Source organism: Pacificitalea manganoxidans (assembly GCF_002504165.1).
Taxonomy (GTDB): domain Bacteria; phylum Pseudomonadota; class Alphaproteobacteria; order Rhodobacterales; family Rhodobacteraceae; genus Pacificitalea; species Pacificitalea manganoxidans.
Genome location: NZ_CP021406.1, coordinates 40,590 through 57,888 on the forward strand (window position 1 = coordinate 40,590; position 17,299 = coordinate 57,888).

General features: G+C 63.4%; 17 protein-coding genes, 1 pseudogene and 2 other annotated features. Of the genes and pseudogenes, 11 read left to right on the top strand and 7 right to left on the bottom strand.

The genetic code is table 11. The features are described 5' to 3' along the window. Positions 1-18 precede the first annotated feature (18 nt). The 11 genes from CBW24_RS16260 to CBW24_RS18770 all read left to right on the top strand — a co-directional run bounded on the left by CBW24_RS16260 (position 19) and on the right by CBW24_RS18770 (position 9,135). Positions 19-1,107: a lytic transglycosylase domain-containing protein gene (locus CBW24_RS16260; RefSeq protein ID WP_097374430.1), complete on the top strand. Its 1,089-nt coding sequence runs from the start codon at positions 19-21 to the stop codon at positions 1,105-1,107. Beyond that, entirely contained in the window at positions 1,107-1,916 is an 810-nt protein-coding gene (locus CBW24_RS16265; RefSeq protein ID WP_097374431.1) for a type IV secretion system protein, read from the top strand. The genes CBW24_RS16260 and CBW24_RS16265 overlap by 1 nt, the downstream gene beginning before the upstream one ends. A gap of 111 nt (positions 1,917-2,027) precedes the next feature. After that, positions 2,028-2,684, top strand: coding sequence for a VirB8 family type IV secretion system protein (locus CBW24_RS16270; RefSeq protein WP_047997957.1), 657 nt, complete (start codon positions 2,028-2,030; stop codon positions 2,682-2,684). A gap of 1 nt (position 2,685) precedes the next feature. Further along, positions 2,686-3,381, top strand: coding sequence for a TrbG/VirB9 family P-type conjugative transfer protein (locus CBW24_RS16275; protein ID WP_097374432.1), 696 nt, complete (start codon positions 2,686-2,688; stop codon positions 3,379-3,381). Beyond that, complete coding sequence (locus tag CBW24_RS16280) at positions 3,378-4,757, top strand: TraB/TrbI/VirB10 family type IV secretion system protein (protein ID WP_067923872.1); 1,380 nt, start codon at positions 3,378-3,380, stop codon at positions 4,755-4,757. Before CBW24_RS16275 ends, CBW24_RS16280 begins: the two co-directional genes overlap by 4 nt. Before the next feature lie 4 nt (positions 4,758-4,761). Continuing rightward, a complete protein-coding gene (locus CBW24_RS16285) occupies positions 4,762-5,748 on the top strand; it encodes an ATPase, T2SS/T4P/T4SS family (RefSeq protein WP_067923875.1) in 987 nt (328 codons plus the stop codon). After that, positions 5,745-5,939: a DUF4177 domain-containing protein gene (locus CBW24_RS16290; RefSeq protein WP_012187154.1), complete on the top strand. Its 195-nt coding sequence runs from the start codon at positions 5,745-5,747 to the stop codon at positions 5,937-5,939. Before CBW24_RS16285 ends, CBW24_RS16290 begins: the two co-directional genes overlap by 4 nt. After that, positions 5,936-6,346 (top strand): hypothetical protein, encoded by a 411-nt coding sequence (locus CBW24_RS16295; protein ID WP_067923877.1) that lies wholly within the window; start codon positions 5,936-5,938, stop codon positions 6,344-6,346. Before CBW24_RS16290 ends, CBW24_RS16295 begins: the two co-directional genes overlap by 4 nt. Before the next feature lie 12 nt (positions 6,347-6,358). Beyond that, entirely contained in the window at positions 6,359-7,435 is a 1,077-nt protein-coding gene (locus CBW24_RS16300; RefSeq protein WP_097374433.1) for a TrbL/VirB6 family protein, read from the top strand. A gap of 298 nt (positions 7,436-7,733) precedes the next feature. Next, positions 7,734-8,962, top strand: a protein-coding gene (locus tag CBW24_RS16305; protein WP_097374434.1) for an IS3 family transposase whose coding sequence is annotated in 2 segments (ribosomal slippage) — positions 7,734-8,022 and positions 8,022-8,962 — 1,230 coding nt in all. Because the reading frame shifts where the segments join, the coding sequence is not laid out codon by codon here. Next, positions 8,015-8,131 (top strand) — a sequence feature (AL1L pseudoknot). (Overlaps the previous gene by 117 nt.) Positions 8,963-9,012: 50 nt before the next feature. Next, complete coding sequence (locus tag CBW24_RS18770; RefSeq protein WP_269084724.1) at positions 9,013-9,135, top strand: hypothetical protein; 123 nt, start codon at positions 9,013-9,015, stop codon at positions 9,133-9,135. A gap of 94 nt (positions 9,136-9,229) precedes the next feature. Here CBW24_RS18770 and CBW24_RS16310 read toward each other — a convergent pair whose 3' ends face one another. The 7 genes and pseudogenes from CBW24_RS16310 to CBW24_RS16340 all read right to left on the bottom strand — a co-directional run bounded on the left by CBW24_RS16310 (position 9,230) and on the right by CBW24_RS16340 (position 17,031). Continuing rightward, positions 9,230-11,143, bottom strand: coding sequence for a TRAP transporter permease (locus CBW24_RS16310; RefSeq protein ID WP_068101170.1), 1,914 nt, complete (start codon positions 11,141-11,143; stop codon positions 9,230-9,232). Positions 11,144-11,263: 120 nt separating this feature from the next. After that, on the bottom strand, positions 11,264-12,268 hold the full coding sequence (locus tag CBW24_RS16315) for a TAXI family TRAP transporter solute-binding subunit (protein WP_067919699.1): 1,005 nt from the start codon (positions 12,266-12,268) through the stop codon (positions 11,264-11,266). A gap of 189 nt (positions 12,269-12,457) precedes the next feature. Beyond that, positions 12,458-13,849 (bottom strand): hypothetical protein, encoded by a 1,392-nt coding sequence (locus CBW24_RS16320; protein ID WP_097374435.1) that lies wholly within the window; start codon positions 13,847-13,849, stop codon positions 12,458-12,460. A gap of 90 nt (positions 13,850-13,939) precedes the next feature. Continuing rightward, entirely contained in the window at positions 13,940-14,683 is a 744-nt protein-coding gene (locus tag CBW24_RS16325; protein ID WP_067919701.1) for an SDR family NAD(P)-dependent oxidoreductase, read from the bottom strand. After that, complete coding sequence (locus CBW24_RS16330) at positions 14,680-15,504, bottom strand: SDR family oxidoreductase (RefSeq protein ID WP_067919702.1); 825 nt, start codon at positions 15,502-15,504, stop codon at positions 14,680-14,682. Before CBW24_RS16330 ends, CBW24_RS16325 begins: the two co-directional genes overlap by 4 nt. Further along, a complete protein-coding gene (locus CBW24_RS16335; RefSeq protein WP_309765880.1) occupies positions 15,501-15,758 on the bottom strand; it encodes a TRAP transporter large permease subunit in 258 nt (85 codons plus the stop codon). The genes CBW24_RS16330 and CBW24_RS16335 overlap by 4 nt, the downstream gene beginning before the upstream one ends. A 6-nt stretch (positions 15,759-15,764) precedes the next feature. Next, positions 15,765-17,031 (bottom strand): annotated as a pseudogene (locus CBW24_RS16340) (IS3 family transposase). Continuing rightward, positions 16,632-16,750 (bottom strand) — a sequence feature (AL1L pseudoknot). It overlaps the preceding pseudogene by 119 nt. Positions 17,032-17,299: the final 268 nt, after the last annotated feature.

Below are 17,299 nucleotides of genomic sequence, written 5' to 3' on the forward strand. Positions count from 1 at the left end.
CTCGTCGCCGCACAGGGCGTGCCCATTAATGACAGCGGGCTGACCGCCCGCGACATCGTCGAGACCGGCGACCGCGAGGCAGACCTGGCCCTGCAAGCGGACAAGCTTGCCGTTCATGAACTCATCTCCGAGATCGAGCAAGAGCAGCTCGAAACCCTGCAACGCATCCTCGATGCGCAGACAAGCTTCGGCGGTCAGGGCTTGCCGGCCATGGTCTCGGGTCTGGAAAGCGGCAGCGACCATACAGCCCGATCCGTCGAAGCGGTCTATGGCTCGGGTGAGATCGATCCCAACCCCGGTGGTGTGCAGATGTTCGGGGATGCGGCAGAAAACATCGAACAGCTCATCATCCGCGTGGCCCAGGAGACCAGTGGCTTTGCGGGTGTCGGCCGCGCAGGGCTCTCCCCCGTCCAATGGCGCGCGCTGCTTCAAGCCCTGATCTGGCAGGAAAGCCGGTTTACAATTGGGGCACGGTCTCCCGTCGGCGCCTATGGTCTCACTCAGATCATGCCGGGCACCGCCAGCGATCTGGGCATCAACCCTGAATACTATGACAGCCCCTACCTGCAGGTGCATGGCGGCGCGCGCTATCTGGCCGCCCAGTTGGGCACCTTTGACGGCAATATCATCAACGCGCTCGCCGCCTACAACGCCGGACCCGGCCGCGTTTTCGAGTATGGCGGCGTGCCACCCTTCCGCGAGACCCAGCACTACGTTTCGGTCATCCCTGAACGCTACAATCTCTATCTGAGCCGTATCGGCGGCATCGATGCGCGTGGCACGATCGATCCGGCGCTTCTCGCCAATGCCAACCTCTCGCTCACGGGTCATGGGGCGGCCTTTTATGGCAGCAACTCACCAGCCGCGATCCGCCAAGCCGCCCTGCGCATCCGCGATATCGTCGAACGGATTTCCGAAACCGTGGATGTACAGGAGAGCGTCGCGCTCAACACCTATGCCCGCGCCGAACTCGTGCGCCTCGTCGCTGCACGCATCCGGCTTCAGGCGGCCCGCACCCGAGCCCTCTCTGCCGAGGAGCTGGCCCAGGCCAGCGCCCGCATGGCCGAAGGCGCGTTCATGGATTTTACGATCAGGGAGATTGACTGATGAGACCTGTCCTCTTGAAAACGGGCCTAGTCGTGGCACTCGAGCTTGGACTGCATTTCGTTCCCATGACCCCAGCCGCAGCACAGGCCGTGCCCGTCGTCGATACCCAGAACATCGCGCAAAACATCCAGCAGCTCCAGCAGATGATCGAGGATGAGATCCTGCAAAACGAGCAGCTGACGCAGCTCCGTGAACAGCTCGGCCTTCTCACGGACCAACTCGCGGAGCTGCAAAGAACCTATGAAGCGCTCACCCGACTTGCCGAGCTTCCCGAAATCATCCGGACGGAAATGGAAGACGAGTTGAACGGTCTGCTCGACCAAGAGTTCGGGGACATCCTCGCCACGATTGAGGCGATCAAGACCGGGGATTTCTCGGGCCTCTCGGGCTCCGGCGCAGGCGAAATCGAAACCCAGATGGACCGGGTGCTGGCCGATCTCGGCTTCGATGAAGACACCCTCTCGGAAATGGCCACGAGCGGCAATCCCGGGGCCAACCGCGTGGCGACGCAGGCCACCACCGGTGCCCTTGTCTCGGCGGCGGCCCAGAACAGCTATGAGGATGCCGGCCAGTCGCTCGAGCGGGTAGACCGCCTTGTTGGGCTCATCGACGATATGGACGAACTCAAGGAAAGCATCGATCTCAACACGCGCGTGACCGCGGAGCTCGCCATTGCGCTGGTCGCCATGTGGCAACTCGAAGCCATCCAGACCGTGGGCGATGGCACCGGCGGCGTGATCGATGCCGCCACCATCGCCGAAGAACAGCGCTTCATGGATTTCACCTTGCCGGACCTGCGGGCTGATTAAGGCGTTTCGAAATTGATCCCCAAAAACAAATATCGGTTTTCGCGTTCGAGCGCAGCGAGAGGCAGCGAAGAACCGATTCAACTCATTTCGAAACGCCGAGCGGGGGCATGAATGGTGGCGACTGAACAAGAAATCATCGAGGAAGAACTGGTCTACGGTGCCCTGCGCCGCGAGCGGCTTTGGCAGCGTCTTGGCCTGATGGGCCTTGTCTTCGGTATCATCGGCTGTCTGAGTGCCGCGGCTGTCTCGATCCTCGATGTCGACCCGCCCCCCGTCGTTGTCCCCTATGATCCCGCCACCGGCTTTGCACTCCCCGAAGCCTCGGTGGGCGCCTCCTCGGTGACCGCCAACCAGGCGATCATCGAGGCGGAGGTGTTCCGCTATGTGGCCGACCGGGAGGTCTATAACCAGCTCGACAACGATCTGCGCATCCGCAGCGTCCTGCGCCGCTCGGACGGAGCTGCCGAGAGCGGGCTGCGCCAGATCTGGAACAGCGCAAATGAAAACTATCCGCCGACCGTCTATGGCCCCAATGCCCGGCTCGACGTGGAAATCCTCAGCATCAACCGGATCGGCACCAACCGCGCCACGGTGCGCCTGCGCAAGCGTCTGACCTCCATCAACGGCACCCAAACCGGGCTCTTCACCGCGACCCTTCTCTTCGAGTTCCGCCCCGAGACCCGCCGCTCCATCGACGAGGTCTGGACCAATCCGTTTGGGTTCACCGTGCTCGAATATTCCATCCGCTCCGACAGATTGGAGAATTAGTTTGATCAATAAGTTCTTTGTTGCTGCCATATTTGTTTTGCTGCCTGCCCTTGCCTTTGCCGAAGCGATCCCGCGCGGTGGTCCAAATGACAGCCGCGTGCGGCTGGCAACATATCAAGAAGGTCAGGTCTACCGCTTCAGCGTCTCGCTTACCCATGTCACCACGGTCGAATTCGGCGAGGGTGAAAGCATCCGCTCGATTATCGCAGGCGACACGGAAGGGTTTGAGATCGATGGCGTGCCGGGCGGCCAGGCCTTCGCGATCAAGCCCGTCGCGCGCGGCGTTCATACCAATGTGACGGTCTACACGAACAGGCGAAGCTACTATTTCAACGTCGAGGAGGTCCGCAGCCCGACCTTCTATGTGGTGCAGTTCCGCTATCCGGAGGACGATGCGCGCCCGACCCGGGCCATCGCCGCCCAAGCGCCGAACTACAACTACGGTGCCAGCGCGCGGACCGAGTTCACGCCAACCCGCATCTGGGATGACGGGACGTTCACGTATTTCGCGTTTCCAAGAAACGCGCCTGTGCCCGCGGTCTTCCGCTACGCGGGCGGCCGCGAGCGCACGGTCAACACGCAAACTCCTGAAGACGGCGTGATCCGCGTCAGCGGCGTGAACCGCCAATGGGTCCTGCGACTTGGCGAAGAGGTGGTCTGCATCGAGGCGATCCCGCCCGCGGAGGCCACCTCATGAGCGATACCGGGAACACCGAGCTGGAAAAACGCCTCGCCGCCCTTGAGAAAGGCAGTGCCCGCGCCCCCACGGCGTCGCAGCGCCGGTCGCCCCTTCTCGCGCTGATCGTGGTCCTCGTCATCGGCGCAGGTGGTGCCCTGCTCTATCTCCTCTCACAGCCCGACGAAGAGGAAGCCTTGCCGACGGCCACCCCGGACGTCTTCCAAAACGAGGGGGACGGCTTTGGCGCTATCGAGACCTTGCCTCCGCCCGAGCCCGAGGTTGTGTTTGTCGGACCGGATCCAGTCGAGCCCAACGCGGAGCTTCTGGCGCAGATCACCGCGCTGCAGGCTCAGATCGAGGAATTACGCAACGCCCCCGAACCGGTCGTCGAGGAAGACACCGCCGCCGCAGAGGCGATCGACGCGCTGACCGCTCAGATCGCTGCGCTACAAGCCGCCTCGGAAGCAGCACAGCAACGATTTCAGGACGAACTGACGGCGCGGGATCGCAGCCTTGAGCAACTCCGCATGGATCTGGAACTGGCCCAACTCGAGGCCAGCCGACCGCAACCCGCCCCAGCGGGCCCCACGGAAGATGAGCTGCGCGCACGCGAGCAAGAGCGACTGCGCCGCGAGGAAGAAGCCCGGCGCATGGCCGAGCTGGAGCGCCGCGCCGCGGAGGAACGCGCCTTCCAGGAGCGGCGCATCGCCTCGCCCACCATCGCGTTTGGCGGTGCCTCCGGAGCGAATGAAACGGCTCTGACCGAACGCACTTTTGGCGAGGTGACGGATTTCGTGCTGAACGGGGCGCTGCCCTCGACGGTGACGCAGGCCGAGGTGATCGCCAATCCCTCCAACACGATTCTACAGGGCACCATGATCCAGGCCGTCATGGAAACTGCCCTTGACAGCTCCCTGCCCGGCCAGACCCGTGCCGTGGTGTCCGAGGATGTCTACAGCGTCGATGGCGTGGGCCTCTTGATCCCCCGAGGATCGCGTCTCATCGGGCGCTACCGCGCTGGCGTCGATATCGCGCAGCGCCGCGTCACGATCGCCTGGGACCGGATCATCCTGCCTGACAATCAGACCGTCCAGATCAGCTCCTTCGGAGGTGATGAACTGGGCCGTTCTGGCGTCACCGGCCTCATAGACACACGCTTCGCCGAGCGTTTCGGGTCGGCCGCCCTGATCTCGCTGATCTCGGCCGCGCCAAGTGCCGCCGCCTCCGAGGTTCAGGATGAGACTGCCGCCGACGTTCTCGAAGACGTTGGCGATGATCTGGCAGATGCCACGGACAGCGTCATTGGCGATTACCTCTCCATCGGCCCCGTCATCTATGTCGACCAGGGCGCCCGCGTCACCGTCATGGTCGACCGCGATCTGGAGATATTCTGAGGCCATGTCGCTGAGCTATCTCGAAACCTCCCTCGACAGGATCGACGCCGCCGCCCGCGACGATGTCATCGAGATCTGCATCAATCCAGACGGGACCTGCTGGGGCGAATTCCAGGGCGATCACTTCATGCGCGCGCTGGATCAAAGGCTGACGGGCGTTCAGGTCAGGGACCTCGGCAACCAGATCGCCTCCTCTGCCAATACCACGATGAGCAAGGACCGCCCCATCGTCTCGGTCTCGATCACCTACAAGGGACGCCCGATCCGCGCACAGGTCATCACCCCGCCCGCCGTGCTCTCGGCCATGTCGATCAGCCTGCGGTTCTTCTCGAGCCTGCCACTCGAGGGCATCGCACTCGATTTCCTCTACGGAAAAGAGCGCAAGCTCGAAGACCTGCGCGTCGAAAAAAAGCGCGCCTTGCGCGCCGTGGTGGCTGCCGGATTGATCGATGATGCGCTTGCCTTCTGCGTCGAGAATAAACTCAACATGATCGTCTCGGGTGGCACCTCCACCGGCAAGACCGTCGCCGCGCGCAAGATCCTCTCTCACGTACCGGCCGAGGAACGCATCGTCACCATCGAAGAAGCCGCCGAGCTTCTGCCGACCCAACCAAATGCCGTGACCCTCATCGCCAATCGCGACGCGGAATTCCAATCCGCCGATGTGCTCCTCACCGCGACGCTGCGCATGCGCCCCGACCGGATCATCCTCGGCGAGGTGCGCGGCAAGGAGGCCATGACCTTCCTCGAGGCGATCAACACCGGTCATGGCGGCTCCATGACCACGCTCCATGCCGAAACCCCGCAACTGGCCGTCCAGCGGCTCGCGATCGCAGCACTCAAAACCGAGATCCCGATGACCTATGCCGACATGATCCAATACATCGAGAATTCCATCGACGTGATCATCCAGGCTGGGCGCCACGACGGCAAACGCGGCATCACGGAATTCTACCTCCCCGGCGCAACCGAGATCGGAACTTCCCCATGAAGACGTTTGAATACAATATCCTGTCCTTTCCCATGACCCGCAAGACCAGCCTCTCCGACATGCAGGCCAGCCTGAACGAGAAGGGCGCAGACGGGTGGGAGGTGGTGTCGATCAGCACTTCGGAATTTGCCAATATCGGGCACACCGTTTTCCTGAAGCGCGAAACCACACCCGCTGGAGCCACGGCATGAGGCAGGCGCAGCACCTCGCCTTGGCCGCGCTGGCCCTAAGCCTGAAGCCTACCTTCGCCGTTGCCGAGCGCAACCTAGTGCCGACCCTCGAGCGCAGCTTTGACGTCTGTTCGGACCGGCACGCCGAGCCCATCTGGATGCAGGAGATCCCCCTGCGCCAAGCCTATCAGCGGGTTCTGGTTCAGGACATCTATCGCGCCCAGAATCTCGAGCGGGTCGTCGAGATCGGCAACTGCGACTGCGCGACCCGGTTCCCGTCCTGGGACGCGGCCGAGGCGATGTTTCGGGAGAGCTACGCGAGCGACGAACGGTGGGAAATGCTCGAAGCCTCGGAAGGCTACAATCGCCGCGCCAACGCCGCCCGAACTGCCGCCAAGGCCATCTGCGACGCCGCAGGCAATTGGTAAGGCAGTCCCGCGATGAGTGTCGTCACCTACTTCGTTGAAACCTCCCAAGCCTATCTCGACACCGCCGCTGAGACCCAGTTTGGTGCGGTTGCGGCAACGGTCGGCACGCTCCTGGTTTTGGGGACAACGCTGGTGGTGATCCTCGTCGGCATCAACATGATCTATCAATACCGGGCCATGGATGGGCACACGGCCTTTTGGCTTGCGGTCAAGATCGGGCTCATCGGGATATTCGCGACCAATTGGGTGCAGTTCAACGCCTTCTCGTCTGCCATTCTCTATGGGATCGACAGTATTGCAGGCGCCCTTGTGGCCTCCGTCGGCGGCGGCAGCCCTGGCCCCTCAGGCACCTTCGCCGAAGAATTCGACCGCCTGATCGCGGAACTGGGCGACTATCTGAACGCTGCCGGGTCCGAGCTGAACTGGATGGCCGGCGCCATGCTCGACATCGTCGGTGTTCTTCTGCTCTCGATCCTCGGCGGGCTGGCCGCCTTCATCCTCGTGGCCTCCCGCCTGATGATCGCGCTCCTGATCGGGATCGCCCCGGTGATGATCTTCCTGACCCTCTTCGAGGTCACCAAGGATTATTTCGCGCGCTGGTTATCCGCGCTTATCTCCTTCGCGATCTACCCGATCGTGGTCGCAGGTGTCTTCGCGACCATCACCGGGGTGGCCTCGGCTCTCATCGGCGAGTTGGGTGATCCGGAAGGGGCTTCCAACATTGGTGCCCTTCTCCCCTTCTTCATGATGGTCCTCATGGCCAAAGGGTTCATCATCGCAACACCCTTCATCGTCCGCGCGATCTCCGGCAACATCATGATGCCTGCCCTCTCCGGAGGCCTCGGTGGCGGATACAGTTTCGCCCGCGCCGCCATGGGAAGCCAGCAGGCCTACAACCGCTACCTAATTGGAGGCGCAAGCGGCGCAGAATACGCGGCCATCCGAGCGCGCCAAGTCTTTGGCGTACAGCAGATGCCCGTGAGGCAAGGCATGGGGCAGACGGGTTCCGCAGGCGGCACAGGATCCGCAGACTCGGGGTCAAAAATGCTGGCGCAGCTGGCTAGATTGGGACGGCTTGGGCGACGGTGAAGGCCCAAGCGGCTACTCGATTTTGCATCACAATGTTACGTTGCGGCCTTTCATTACCGGTGCAAGATCCGATTCCGGACGAACTCACGCTAAGTGAACGATGCAGCCACAAAACGTGTCCACTAACAGTCCTAAACGACCTTGGGTTGAAATTGAACTCGCTACTCAGCTCCAACCTCAATGTGCAGCAGCCCGTCGACCCGTTCCAAACCTGCCGGAAGCAACAAGTCTTCAAGCCATGCGATTGAACCGCGCCGGGTTTGCCGGAGGCTCCAACTCTTGAGTAGGATGGAGCATCATGAGCAAGACCACGAACAAGTTTTCCCCCGAAGTGCGCGAGCGCGCCGTGCGGATGGTTCTCGACAACGAGGGTCAGCACGGATCTCGCTGGCAGGCGATCACGTCGATCGCAGCGAAGATCGGTTGCTCGGAAAACACGCTGAACGACTGGGCCAAAAAGGCCGAGGTCGACAGTGGCAGGCGCGCAGGCATACCCAGCGACATGGCCGAGAGGATGAAGGCGCTGGAGCGGGAGAACCGAGAGCTCCGGCAGGCCAACGAGATCCTGCGGAAGGCGAGCGCATATTTTGCGCTGGCGGAGCTCGACCGCCGGTCGAAGTGATGGTGGATTTTATCGAGGCGCACAAGGATGCGCATGGGGTCGAGCCGATCTGCACGGTGCTGCCGATCGCCCCTTCCACTTACTATGATCACCTCGCCAAGCGGGCTGATCCCATGCGGCTTTCGGATCGGGCCCGTCGTGATGCCGCCCTGCGGCCCGAGATCAAACGTGTCTGGGAGGAGAACTACAAAGTCTACGGCGTCCGCAAGGTTTGGCGGCAGCTTGTCCGGGAAGGCTTCGATGTCGCGCGTTGCACGGTGGCGAGGCTCATGCGGGACATGGACATTCAGGGCATCATCCGCGGCAAACCGCATCGGACAACGATCCCTGACAAGAAGGTCCCGTGCCCGCTGGACAAGGTCAACCGCGAGTTCCGCGTCCCGGCGCCCAACATGCTGTGGGTCAGCGATTTCACCTATGTCGCCACCTGGAAGGGCTTCGTGTATGTCGCTTTCGTCATCGACGCCTATGCGCGCAAGATCGTTGGCTGGCGCGTCAGCGCCTCGGCGCAGACTGGGTTCGTCCTGGATGCCCTTGAGCAGGCCGTCCATGACCGCAAACCGACGAAGGCCATGGGCTTGGTCCATCACAGCGATCGCGGGTCGCAATATCTGTCCATTCGCTACACCGAAAGGCTGGGCGAGGCCGGCATCGAACCATCTGTTGGCAGTGTTGGCGACAGTTATGACAATGCCTTGGCCGAAACCATCAACGGCCTCTACAAGGCTGAAGTCATCCATCGGCGCGGCCCTTGGCGCAGCTTCGAGAGCGTCGAATTCGCCACGCTGGAATGGGTGGACTGGTTCAACAATCGCCGCCTCCTCGAACCTATCGGGAACATCCCGCCCGCCGAGGCAGAGGCCAACTTCTACGCAGCTCTGGAAACCGAAGACATGGCCGCGTAACTAACGACAATCAGCCTCCGGCAAACCCGGGGCGGTTCATTGCGTCGCCGATGACGCGCTTCGTGCCGGTGATGGAGGCGCGGGGCGCGCGGATCGTGACGATCGCGGGCAGTCACCTGTCGATGCTGACCGAACCCGAGGAGACGCTGGAGGCGATCCTTGCAACGCCCTGACGCACGGGCGCGCAGGTGCCACGCAAAAGCGGCGCCCGACTTGCGAGGGGCGCCGCTGAGCGAACCCGCCGGGGCGGGATGCCGGTTTCCGGGGTTAGCTGCCGACAACTGCGCCGGCCGCGCTTCCCCCCATCAGCTTCTGTTGCCCATAGAGCAGGACAATGGCCGCGAGCGGCAGCAGCGCGAAGGCCGGGTGCAGGCCGGTCAGGAAGAAGCTGGCCACCCCGATTGCGATCAGGACCAGCCGCATCACCACCGACACCCGCCGCGCCAGATACCCGACGAGCCCAGCCGAGATCAGGAAGACCGAAGCCACGCCGCCGATGATGGCCGCGCCGATCTCGACCAGGGTTCCTTGCAGAAGGAAGGCAGGGTTCAGGACGAAGGCGAAGGGGATGATATAGGCCACCACCGCGAGCTTCAGGGCCTCGAGCGCCGTTTTCATCGGAGCGGAGCGCGCAATCGACGAGGCCACGAAGACCGACAGGCAGACCGGCGGCGTCAGGAAGGACAGCGTGCCGAAGTAGAAGATGAACATATGCGCGCCCATCTTGTTGATGCCGAGCTGTTCGAAGGCCGGGCCGATCAGGATCACGAGGATGATATAGGTCGCCGTCACCGGCACCCCCATCCCGAGGATGATGCAGCCGATGGCCGAGAAGATCAGGAGCAGCCAGATGCTGCCGCCCGAGGCCGCGATGAGGTTCTGCGACAGGCTCGACCCAAGGCCGGTCAGGCCGAGGCAGCCCACGACGATCCCGGCAATGGCGCACATGATCGCGATGAACACCGTGGCTTCGCCCGCTTCCACGAAGGTGCGGACATAGGCGCGCGCCGGGCGGCGCATGCTGGGCAGGACCAGCGACATCAGGATCGTGGCGAAGCTGGCCGCGAAGGCCGAGGCCGCCGGGTTCCAGTTCCAGCCAAAGAGCGTCCAGAGCAGGATCGCGAAGGGCACCGCCACCGGGATCATCCGGCGGCCCGCATCGCGCAGGTCCGGAAGCTCGGTCGCGTCGGCGCCTTCCATGCTGGCTTTCACCGCTTCGAGGTGAACCTGAAGGTAGACGCAGAAGTAGAACAGGAGCGCCGGAACCGCCGCCGCGATGGCCACGGTGGCATAGGGAACGGCCAGAAACTCGGCCATGAGAAAGCCGGTGGCGGCCATGACCGGGGGCAGGACGAGGCCGCCGGTGGAGGCGACTGCCTCGACCGCGCCGGCCCGTTCGGGCGAATATCCGACCTTGCGCATCATCGGGATGGTGAGCATCCCGGTGGTGGCCACGTTGGCCGAGGCGCTGCCCGAGAGCGAGCCAAAGAGCGCGCTGGACATGATCGCGACCTTGGCGGGTCCGCCCTTGCGGCGGCCCATCAGGGCGAAGGCGAAGTCAGAGATCGCATCGCCGCCACCGACCAGGAACAGTACCTGTCCGAAGACCACGAAACTGGTGACGATGGTGGCCGCGACATAGACCGGCGTGCCGAAGATCGCCCCGGTTCCGAGATAGTTATAGGTGACGAGCCGGTCCCAGCGGATCACGCGGGTTTCGAACATGCCCGACAGGTAGTGACCGAAATAGGCGTATCCGAGCGCCAGAAGGCCGACGCTAACCATGGTCCAGCCGACATGGCGGCGTGCCACTTCGAGAAGCAGGACGATACCGATCACGCTGACGATCACCTTGTCGGTGGTGATGAGGCCAAGGCTGCGGACGATTTCGTCGTAATTCAGAAAGATGTAACCCCCGACGATCAGCGCCAGAACGGCCCCGATTATGTCATACCAGGGCGGCGTTTCGCGGACCTGGGACTTGGAGAAGGGTTTGACCAGGAACGAGATCGCGACGCAGATCGCGATGAACAGCGTCAGGTATTGTTCCTTGTATATGATGATGCCGAAGCGCGGCAGCAGCTGAAGCGAATAGATCAGCGCCGCGATGGGCAGGATGATAGCAAGGACCTCGTAGACGTAGCGATACGGGCGTTTCAGAACCCTGTTGTTTTCTTGCACGGGTGTCTGGCCTCCGGTTGGCGTGTGGACTCTTACAGGGAGGATCGCCCCGGCCGCCTTCACCGGGCCGGAGCGATCCGTTACTGTGTCGCCCCGGGACGTGGCCCGGCGCATCATGGGTTATTTCGCCGAAATCTCAGCCTGACGGGCTTCGAGCTCGTCGGTCCACACGCCCTTGGACTTGAAGAATTCAATGGCGGCCGGGTGGAACGGGACCACGACGGCGGTGTCGGCAAACCGATCCGGCGTCCAGGTCGCGAGCGACGGGTGAATGGCCTTCAGCTCTTCGGAATGCTCCCACAGGGTCTCGAGGATCGCGGAGACCTTTTCGTCGGCCAGATCGCTGCGGCCGTAGAGCGTGGTCGCATAGCTGAGCGCGTGGATGTCGCTGTCGACACCGACGATGCCCGCGGGCACTTCGATCGGAACGAAGGCGCTGCCGATTTCCTTCGAACGGGCCATCGCTTCGGGCGAGGGGTCGATCGACAGGATGCGCGCGCCTTCGGCGGCGTTGAGCTGCTGAAGGATACCGCTGCCGATGGAGCCGACGGCGGCGTCGGCGCGGCCCTCGATCACGGCGGTCACGCCTTCGGGATAGCTGGAGACGCTGACCACTTCGATGTCGTCATCGGTCAGGCCGGCATTGGCGAGCGCGGCTTCGGCGGTGATCGAGGACCCCGCGAAGGCGCCGTAGTTCGACGCGACGCGCTTGCCTTTCAGATCGGCCATGCTCTGGATGTCCGAGCTGCCGCGCACCACGAGCGACAGGCGGATCGGCGAGCCGAGCATGATCGTGGAGATCGGATACCCTTCGCCGCCATTGGCCCCTTCATAGGGTCCGACGGCGCGGAAGGCGAAGTTGGCTTCGATCGGGCTCGACAGGCCAAGATCGGCCTCGCTGGAGACGAACATCGGGAAGAAGACCGTCGGGGATTGCGGCAGCACGTCAACGCGGTCGCCGGTATGTTGGCCAATGACCGAGGCGATAGCCTGGGACTGCGCGTAGAACAGGCTTCCTTCCGGGTTGCCGCCCATCACGAGGATATCGGCCTCGGCGGATTTGGGCGCGGCGCCCACAAGCATGGCAACGCCGAGCGCTGCGGCGGTCAGTTTCTGGAATATCATTGGGGCAACATCCTCCCTACCCACTGCGGTTCTTGTCCCGCTCTTTGGAGCGGGTCTGGCTATTGAGCCCGGTATTCGAACAAACGTCGAATACCGCATCAACTTAGAGGCAGCCCGAGTTGGAGTCAATTCGGGCTGACGGTCCCGGTTGCAATCTTCAAACGAATGAGAGGCTGCCCCAGCGGCAGGTCAGAGCATCGCGCCCGCGATCAGCAGGGCGGTCATGACGATCACGTAATAGGTCAGGATGAATGGCCCGTTCCATCGCAGGCCCACGTCGCGGGGGGACTTGCCGATCATCCCCGTGGCGATGGCAAGAGTGGACGCGAAGGGGGACAGCAGCATCGAGCCGGACCAGCCGCACATCAAGGCCAGCATCAGCATCAGTTCCGGCATGTCGATCCCGGACGAGATGATAGCGCCGGAGCACAGCAGCGCGCCGATCATGGGGGAGAGGCCAAGCTGGCTTACCAGTGTCATCAGCAGGATGATGATGCAGGCGATGACGCCCGGCCCGATCGAGACATGTTCGATCAGCATGCGAAGCTTTTCGGCGGGCAGCATTTCCACCACGGTCAGTCCGAGGAAGGCGCTGGCGCCGATCAGGCAGATTTCACTGGTTGAATCGGGCAGTGCGCGGAACCCGTCGCGGGCAAGGGATTTGAGATTGCCCGAGAAGGGGCGGCCTTCGGTCAGCAGGACCCAGATCACCGCCATGGCGGGAATGACGATCAGGATCGCGGCCCGCATCGGAATGCCGACCACCGCCTCGGCCAGTGCCGACAGCCCGGTGATCGCTAGGAGCAACCCGAGCAGCGCGGCCATGGCGAGGCCCGCGCCCTTGTGGGGCGACGGGGTGAAGGTGCGGCGCGGACGGCGCTCCAGCCGGTCGAACACCCAGCCGAGGGCGAAGAAGACCACCATCAGGCCAAGGCCGTAGGGCAGGTAGGACACATATCCCAATGTCGGCATCAGCGGGATGAGCATGTTGATGGCCAGCCCGACCGGCGACCACAGGATGGTGGCGGCAAAGCCGCGCAGGACCGCATTGGTGATTCGCCGCCCCTGCACTTCGGCGATGTCGGGGCTGGGCGCGGCGCGGTCACGTTCGGCCAGCGCGATCCCGAGCAGAAGCTGCAGGCCGCCGAGATTGAGCAGGATGCCGAAGATATGACTGCCGCTGGCCAGCAGGGCGAACCGCCGCGACGGGGGCTGGTCCACCACGAAATGGGCGGCGGTACTGACGATGTTCGAGCGCATCGCGGCCACCCGCAGGATCGCCATGACGGCCAGCAGGGCAGGAAGGTAGAGCGCGCGGCTTGCTGCAAGGGCAAGGCTGCCCGGATCGCCCCCGGTCAGGACCAGCAGCGCCCCCGACAGCGCGGCGAGCAGGAGCAGGACCTTGGCGTTGGTGCGCACATGACGCCAACGCATCAGGATGTGGCACACGATCAGCGTGATCGCGATTCCGGCGAACAGGTGATTGTTGCTGAATAGGTACGCGAGGGTGAAAATCGTGCCGCCCAGCAATGCGGCCGATGCGATCGTGGACAGTCGGCCGGGGCTGGCTGTATCTGGCATGATATGCTCTTACCTCATACCGGTGAACCGACCGCTACGCACCGCCCGGTTTGATCGACGGTGCGGCGGCTCTATCCTTTCCGGTATTGTCTAGACAGACAACCCGCCATCAATCGCGATTTCGGCCCCCGAGATGTAGCGGCTGAAATCCGACAGTAAAAACAGCAACGTATGGACCACATCTTCGGGCAATCCCGCGCGACCAAGCGGGACCTGAGCGGTGCGGGTCTTCAGGTCCTCGTCGCTCCAGGCGTCCAGCATCGGGGTGAGAATGATGCCCGGATGGACCGAGTTGACGCGGATCCCGCGCGGGCCCAGTTCGCGCGCGGCGGTCTTGGTCATGCCGCGCACGGCCCACTTCGTTCCGACATAGGCAATGCCCTTGCTGGCGTGCAGCCCGGCAAGCGACGAGATGTTCACGATCGACCCGCCTTCGGGGCCCATCGCCGCTTCGGCGAACTTCACGCCCAGATAGGTGCCGAACTGGTTGACCTTGTATTGCAGGTCGAAATCCTCGGGCGTGGTGTCGGGGATGGTTTCTGGCCGGTAGAGCCCGGCATTGTTCACCAGACCGTGCAGGGGCCGGTCGCCGCATTGCGCCTGCAACGCCGCCCAGTCCGCTTCCGAGGTCACGTCGAGGCGGGCGAATTGCGCGCCGATCTCATCCGCGAGGGCGCGGCCCTCGTCTTCAAGGATGTCGGCGACGATCACCTGCGCGCCCCGCGCCGCGAGATGCCGGGCCTGAAGCGCACCCTGTCCGCGCGCGCCGCCGGTGACGACCACGAGGCGGCCGCCGAAAGACACGCCCAGGATGTCTGCCTGGCCGGGGGTCATAGCCAGCTTCCCCCGAGCCGGGTCACGTCGTCGATGGGGTGGCCCCCGGCATCGAGTTCGCGCGCGGTGACGAGCGCCGCGTCGAGCATGGCGGCACGGGCGGCGATGACGCGGTCATATTCGGGATGGGTCAGCAGGTAGGGGAGGTTGCGGCTCACCGCCTCGATGATCCGGCGGGCCACCTCTTCGGGCTGCATGGAATTGGCCATGATCTCGGCCACGCGTCGGCGGTTCTCGGACGTGCTGTCCTGACCGGAGCTTGCGATGGCCGTGTTGACGTAGCCGGGGCAGACGGCGGTGACGCCGATGCCCAGCGGGGCCAGATCGCTGCGCGCGGTCTCGCTCAGCGAAACGGTGGCAGTCTTGGATGCGGCATAGGCCGCATAGCCGGGGGTCGAGAACAGGCCGCAGACCGAGCAGATATTGACGATATGCGCCGAGCGGCCCGTCCGGCGCAGCTGGTTCACGAAAACCTGCGTGCCGTGGAACATGCCCACCAGATTGGTGTCGAGGACGCGCTGGAAGGTCTCCAGCTCGACCTCATGGATGGGTTGGGGCGAGGCGCATATGCCCGCGACATTGAACAGCAGATCGGCCCCGCCGAAGGTTTCGCCGACCCGGTCGGCGGCGGCGGCCCAGTCCGAACGGGACCGTATGTCGAGCGCGAGGGCGAGGTCCGGGCCAGCGGGGGCCGACAGGTCGGCGCCCGCCACCTTCACGCCTTGGGCCTGAAGGGCGGCGACCAGCGCCTGACCGATGCCGGACGCCGCGCCGGTGACAAGCGCAACCGCGCCATCGAAGGGAAAAGAGCTTTGGGTCATGGTGCGAACAACACTTCTGGCAGGAACAGGGCGATTGCCGGGAAGATCACCAGAAGCAGGCACAGCAGGATTGGCCCGGCAACATAGGGCATGACCGCCTGATATATTCGGATCAGCGGAATGTCCGATGCCTGTGCCTGTATGACGAATATGTTCATGCCGAGCGGAGGCGTGATCATCCCCGCCTCGACGACGATCACGAGGAACACGCCGAACCAGATTGGACCGCCCCGGGCTTGCCGGAGGCTAATTATGGTTAGTTACGCGGCCATTTCTTCAGTTTCCAGAGCTGCGTAGAAGTTGGCCTCAGCCTCGGCTGGCGGGATGTTTCCGATGGGCTCGAGAAGTCGGCGGTTGTTGAACCAGTCCACCCATTCCAGCGTGGCATATTCGACGGCCTCGAAGCTGCGCCAGGGGCCGCGGCGATGGATGACTTCAGCCTTGTAGAGGCCGTTGATGGTTTCGGCCAACGCATTGTCGTAGCTGTCGCCAACGCTCCCCACGGAAGGTTCGATACCGGCTTCGCCCAGCCTCTCGGTGTAGCGAATGGACAGGTATTGCGATCCGCGGTCGCTATGATGAACCAACCCCATGGCCTTTGTCGGCCTTCGGTCATGGACTGCCTGCTCCAGTGCATCCAAGACGAAACCTGTCTGCGCTGACGTGCTGGCGCGCCAGCCGACGATCTTGCGCGCGTAGGCGTCGATGACAAAGGCGACATAGACGAAGCCCTTCCAGGTGGCGACGTAGGTGAAGTCGCTCACCCAGAGCATGTTGGGTGCCGGAACGCGGAACTCACGGTTTACCTTGTCCAACGGACACGGGGTCTTCTTGTCCGGGATCGTCGTCCGATGTGGCTTGCCGCGGATAATGCCTTGAATACCCATGTCATTCATAAGCCTTGCCACAGTGCAACGAGCGACATCGAACCCTTCCCGGACAAGCTGGCGCCATACCTTGCGGACGCCGTAGACTTGATAGTTCTCCTCCCAGACGCGTTCGATCTCGGGCCGCAGGGTGGCATCACGACGGGCGCGGTCAGACTGCCGCGCCGGGTCAGCCCGCTTCGCCAAGTGAGAATAGTAGGTGGAGGGGGCAATCGGCGTTCGCCGCCGGGCTCGGACCGGTGGCGCCTTCGGCGGCTCACCGTGCAGATCGGCTCGACCCCATGCGCATCGCGATGCGCTTCAACGAAATCCACCATCACTTCGACCGGCGGTCGAGCTCCGCCATCGCAAAATAAGCCGACGCCTTGCGCAGGATCTCGTTGGCTTGGCGCAGCTCGCGGTTCTCCCGCTCCAGCGCCTTCATTCTCTCGGCCATCTCGCTGGGGACGCCTGAACGCTTGCCGTTGTCGACCTCGGCCTTCTTGACCCAGTCGTTCAGCGTGTTCGCCGAGCAGCCGATCTTCGCTGCGATCGATGTGATCGCCTGCCAGCGAGAGCCATGCTCGCCCTCGTTGCCGAGAACCATCCGCACCGCGCGCTCGCGGACTTCAGGGGAAAATTTGTTCGTGGTCTTGCTCATGATGCTCCATCCTTGTGTGTTCAAGGTCGGGCATACTGGGAACGCAGGTGGGACCCCGTTCCATCCCGGGGAGGTAGATCCCGCTGAGTAGCAAGGGGCCCATTTGCGCCGTCGCCATTTGAACCTGAACAGTTGCAAGGGGCGCCCGTAGTGCCGACCCCGAATATCAAGGACAGGACAGTGACTTTGCCCCAAACCTACATCGGCGTCGATGTTGCGAAAGACTGGATCGACGTGTGTGACCCCGCCTCTTCCCGGCAGGAGAGGA

Excerpts from the sequence above, each read along its gene's own strand:
- CBW24_RS16265 (WP_097374431.1), top strand. The coding sequence starts at position 1,107 with ATGAGACCTGTCCTCTTGAAAACGGGCCTAGTCGTGGCACTCGAGCTT.
- CBW24_RS16270 (WP_047997957.1), top strand. The coding sequence starts at position 2,028 with ATGGTGGCGACTGAACAAGAAATCATCGAGGAAGAACTGGTCTACGGT.
- CBW24_RS16280 (WP_067923872.1), top strand. The coding sequence starts at position 3,378 with ATGAGCGATACCGGGAACACCGAGCTGGAAAAACGCCTCGCCGCCCTT.
- CBW24_RS16285 (WP_067923875.1), top strand. The coding sequence starts at position 4,762 with ATGTCGCTGAGCTATCTCGAAACCTCCCTCGACAGGATCGACGCCGCC.
- CBW24_RS16290 (WP_012187154.1), top strand. The coding sequence starts at position 5,745 with ATGAAGACGTTTGAATACAATATCCTGTCCTTTCCCATGACCCGCAAG.
- CBW24_RS16295 (WP_067923877.1), top strand. The coding sequence starts at position 5,936 with ATGAGGCAGGCGCAGCACCTCGCCTTGGCCGCGCTGGCCCTAAGCCTG.
- CBW24_RS16300 (WP_097374433.1), top strand. The coding sequence starts at position 6,359 with ATGAGTGTCGTCACCTACTTCGTTGAAACCTCCCAAGCCTATCTCGAC.
- CBW24_RS18770 (WP_269084724.1), top strand. The coding sequence starts at position 9,013 with ATGACGCGCTTCGTGCCGGTGATGGAGGCGCGGGGCGCGCGGATCGTG.
- CBW24_RS16315 (WP_067919699.1), bottom strand. The coding sequence starts at position 12,268 with ATGATATTCCAGAAACTGACCGCCGCAGCGCTCGGCGTTGCCATGCTT.
- CBW24_RS16320 (WP_097374435.1), bottom strand. The coding sequence starts at position 13,849 with ATGCCAGATACAGCCAGCCCCGGCCGACTGTCCACGATCGCATCGGCC.
- CBW24_RS16325 (WP_067919701.1), bottom strand. The coding sequence starts at position 14,683 with ATGACCCCCGGCCAGGCAGACATCCTGGGCGTGTCTTTCGGCGGCCGC.
- CBW24_RS16330 (WP_067919702.1), bottom strand. The coding sequence starts at position 15,504 with ATGACCCAAAGCTCTTTTCCCTTCGATGGCGCGGTTGCGCTTGTCACC.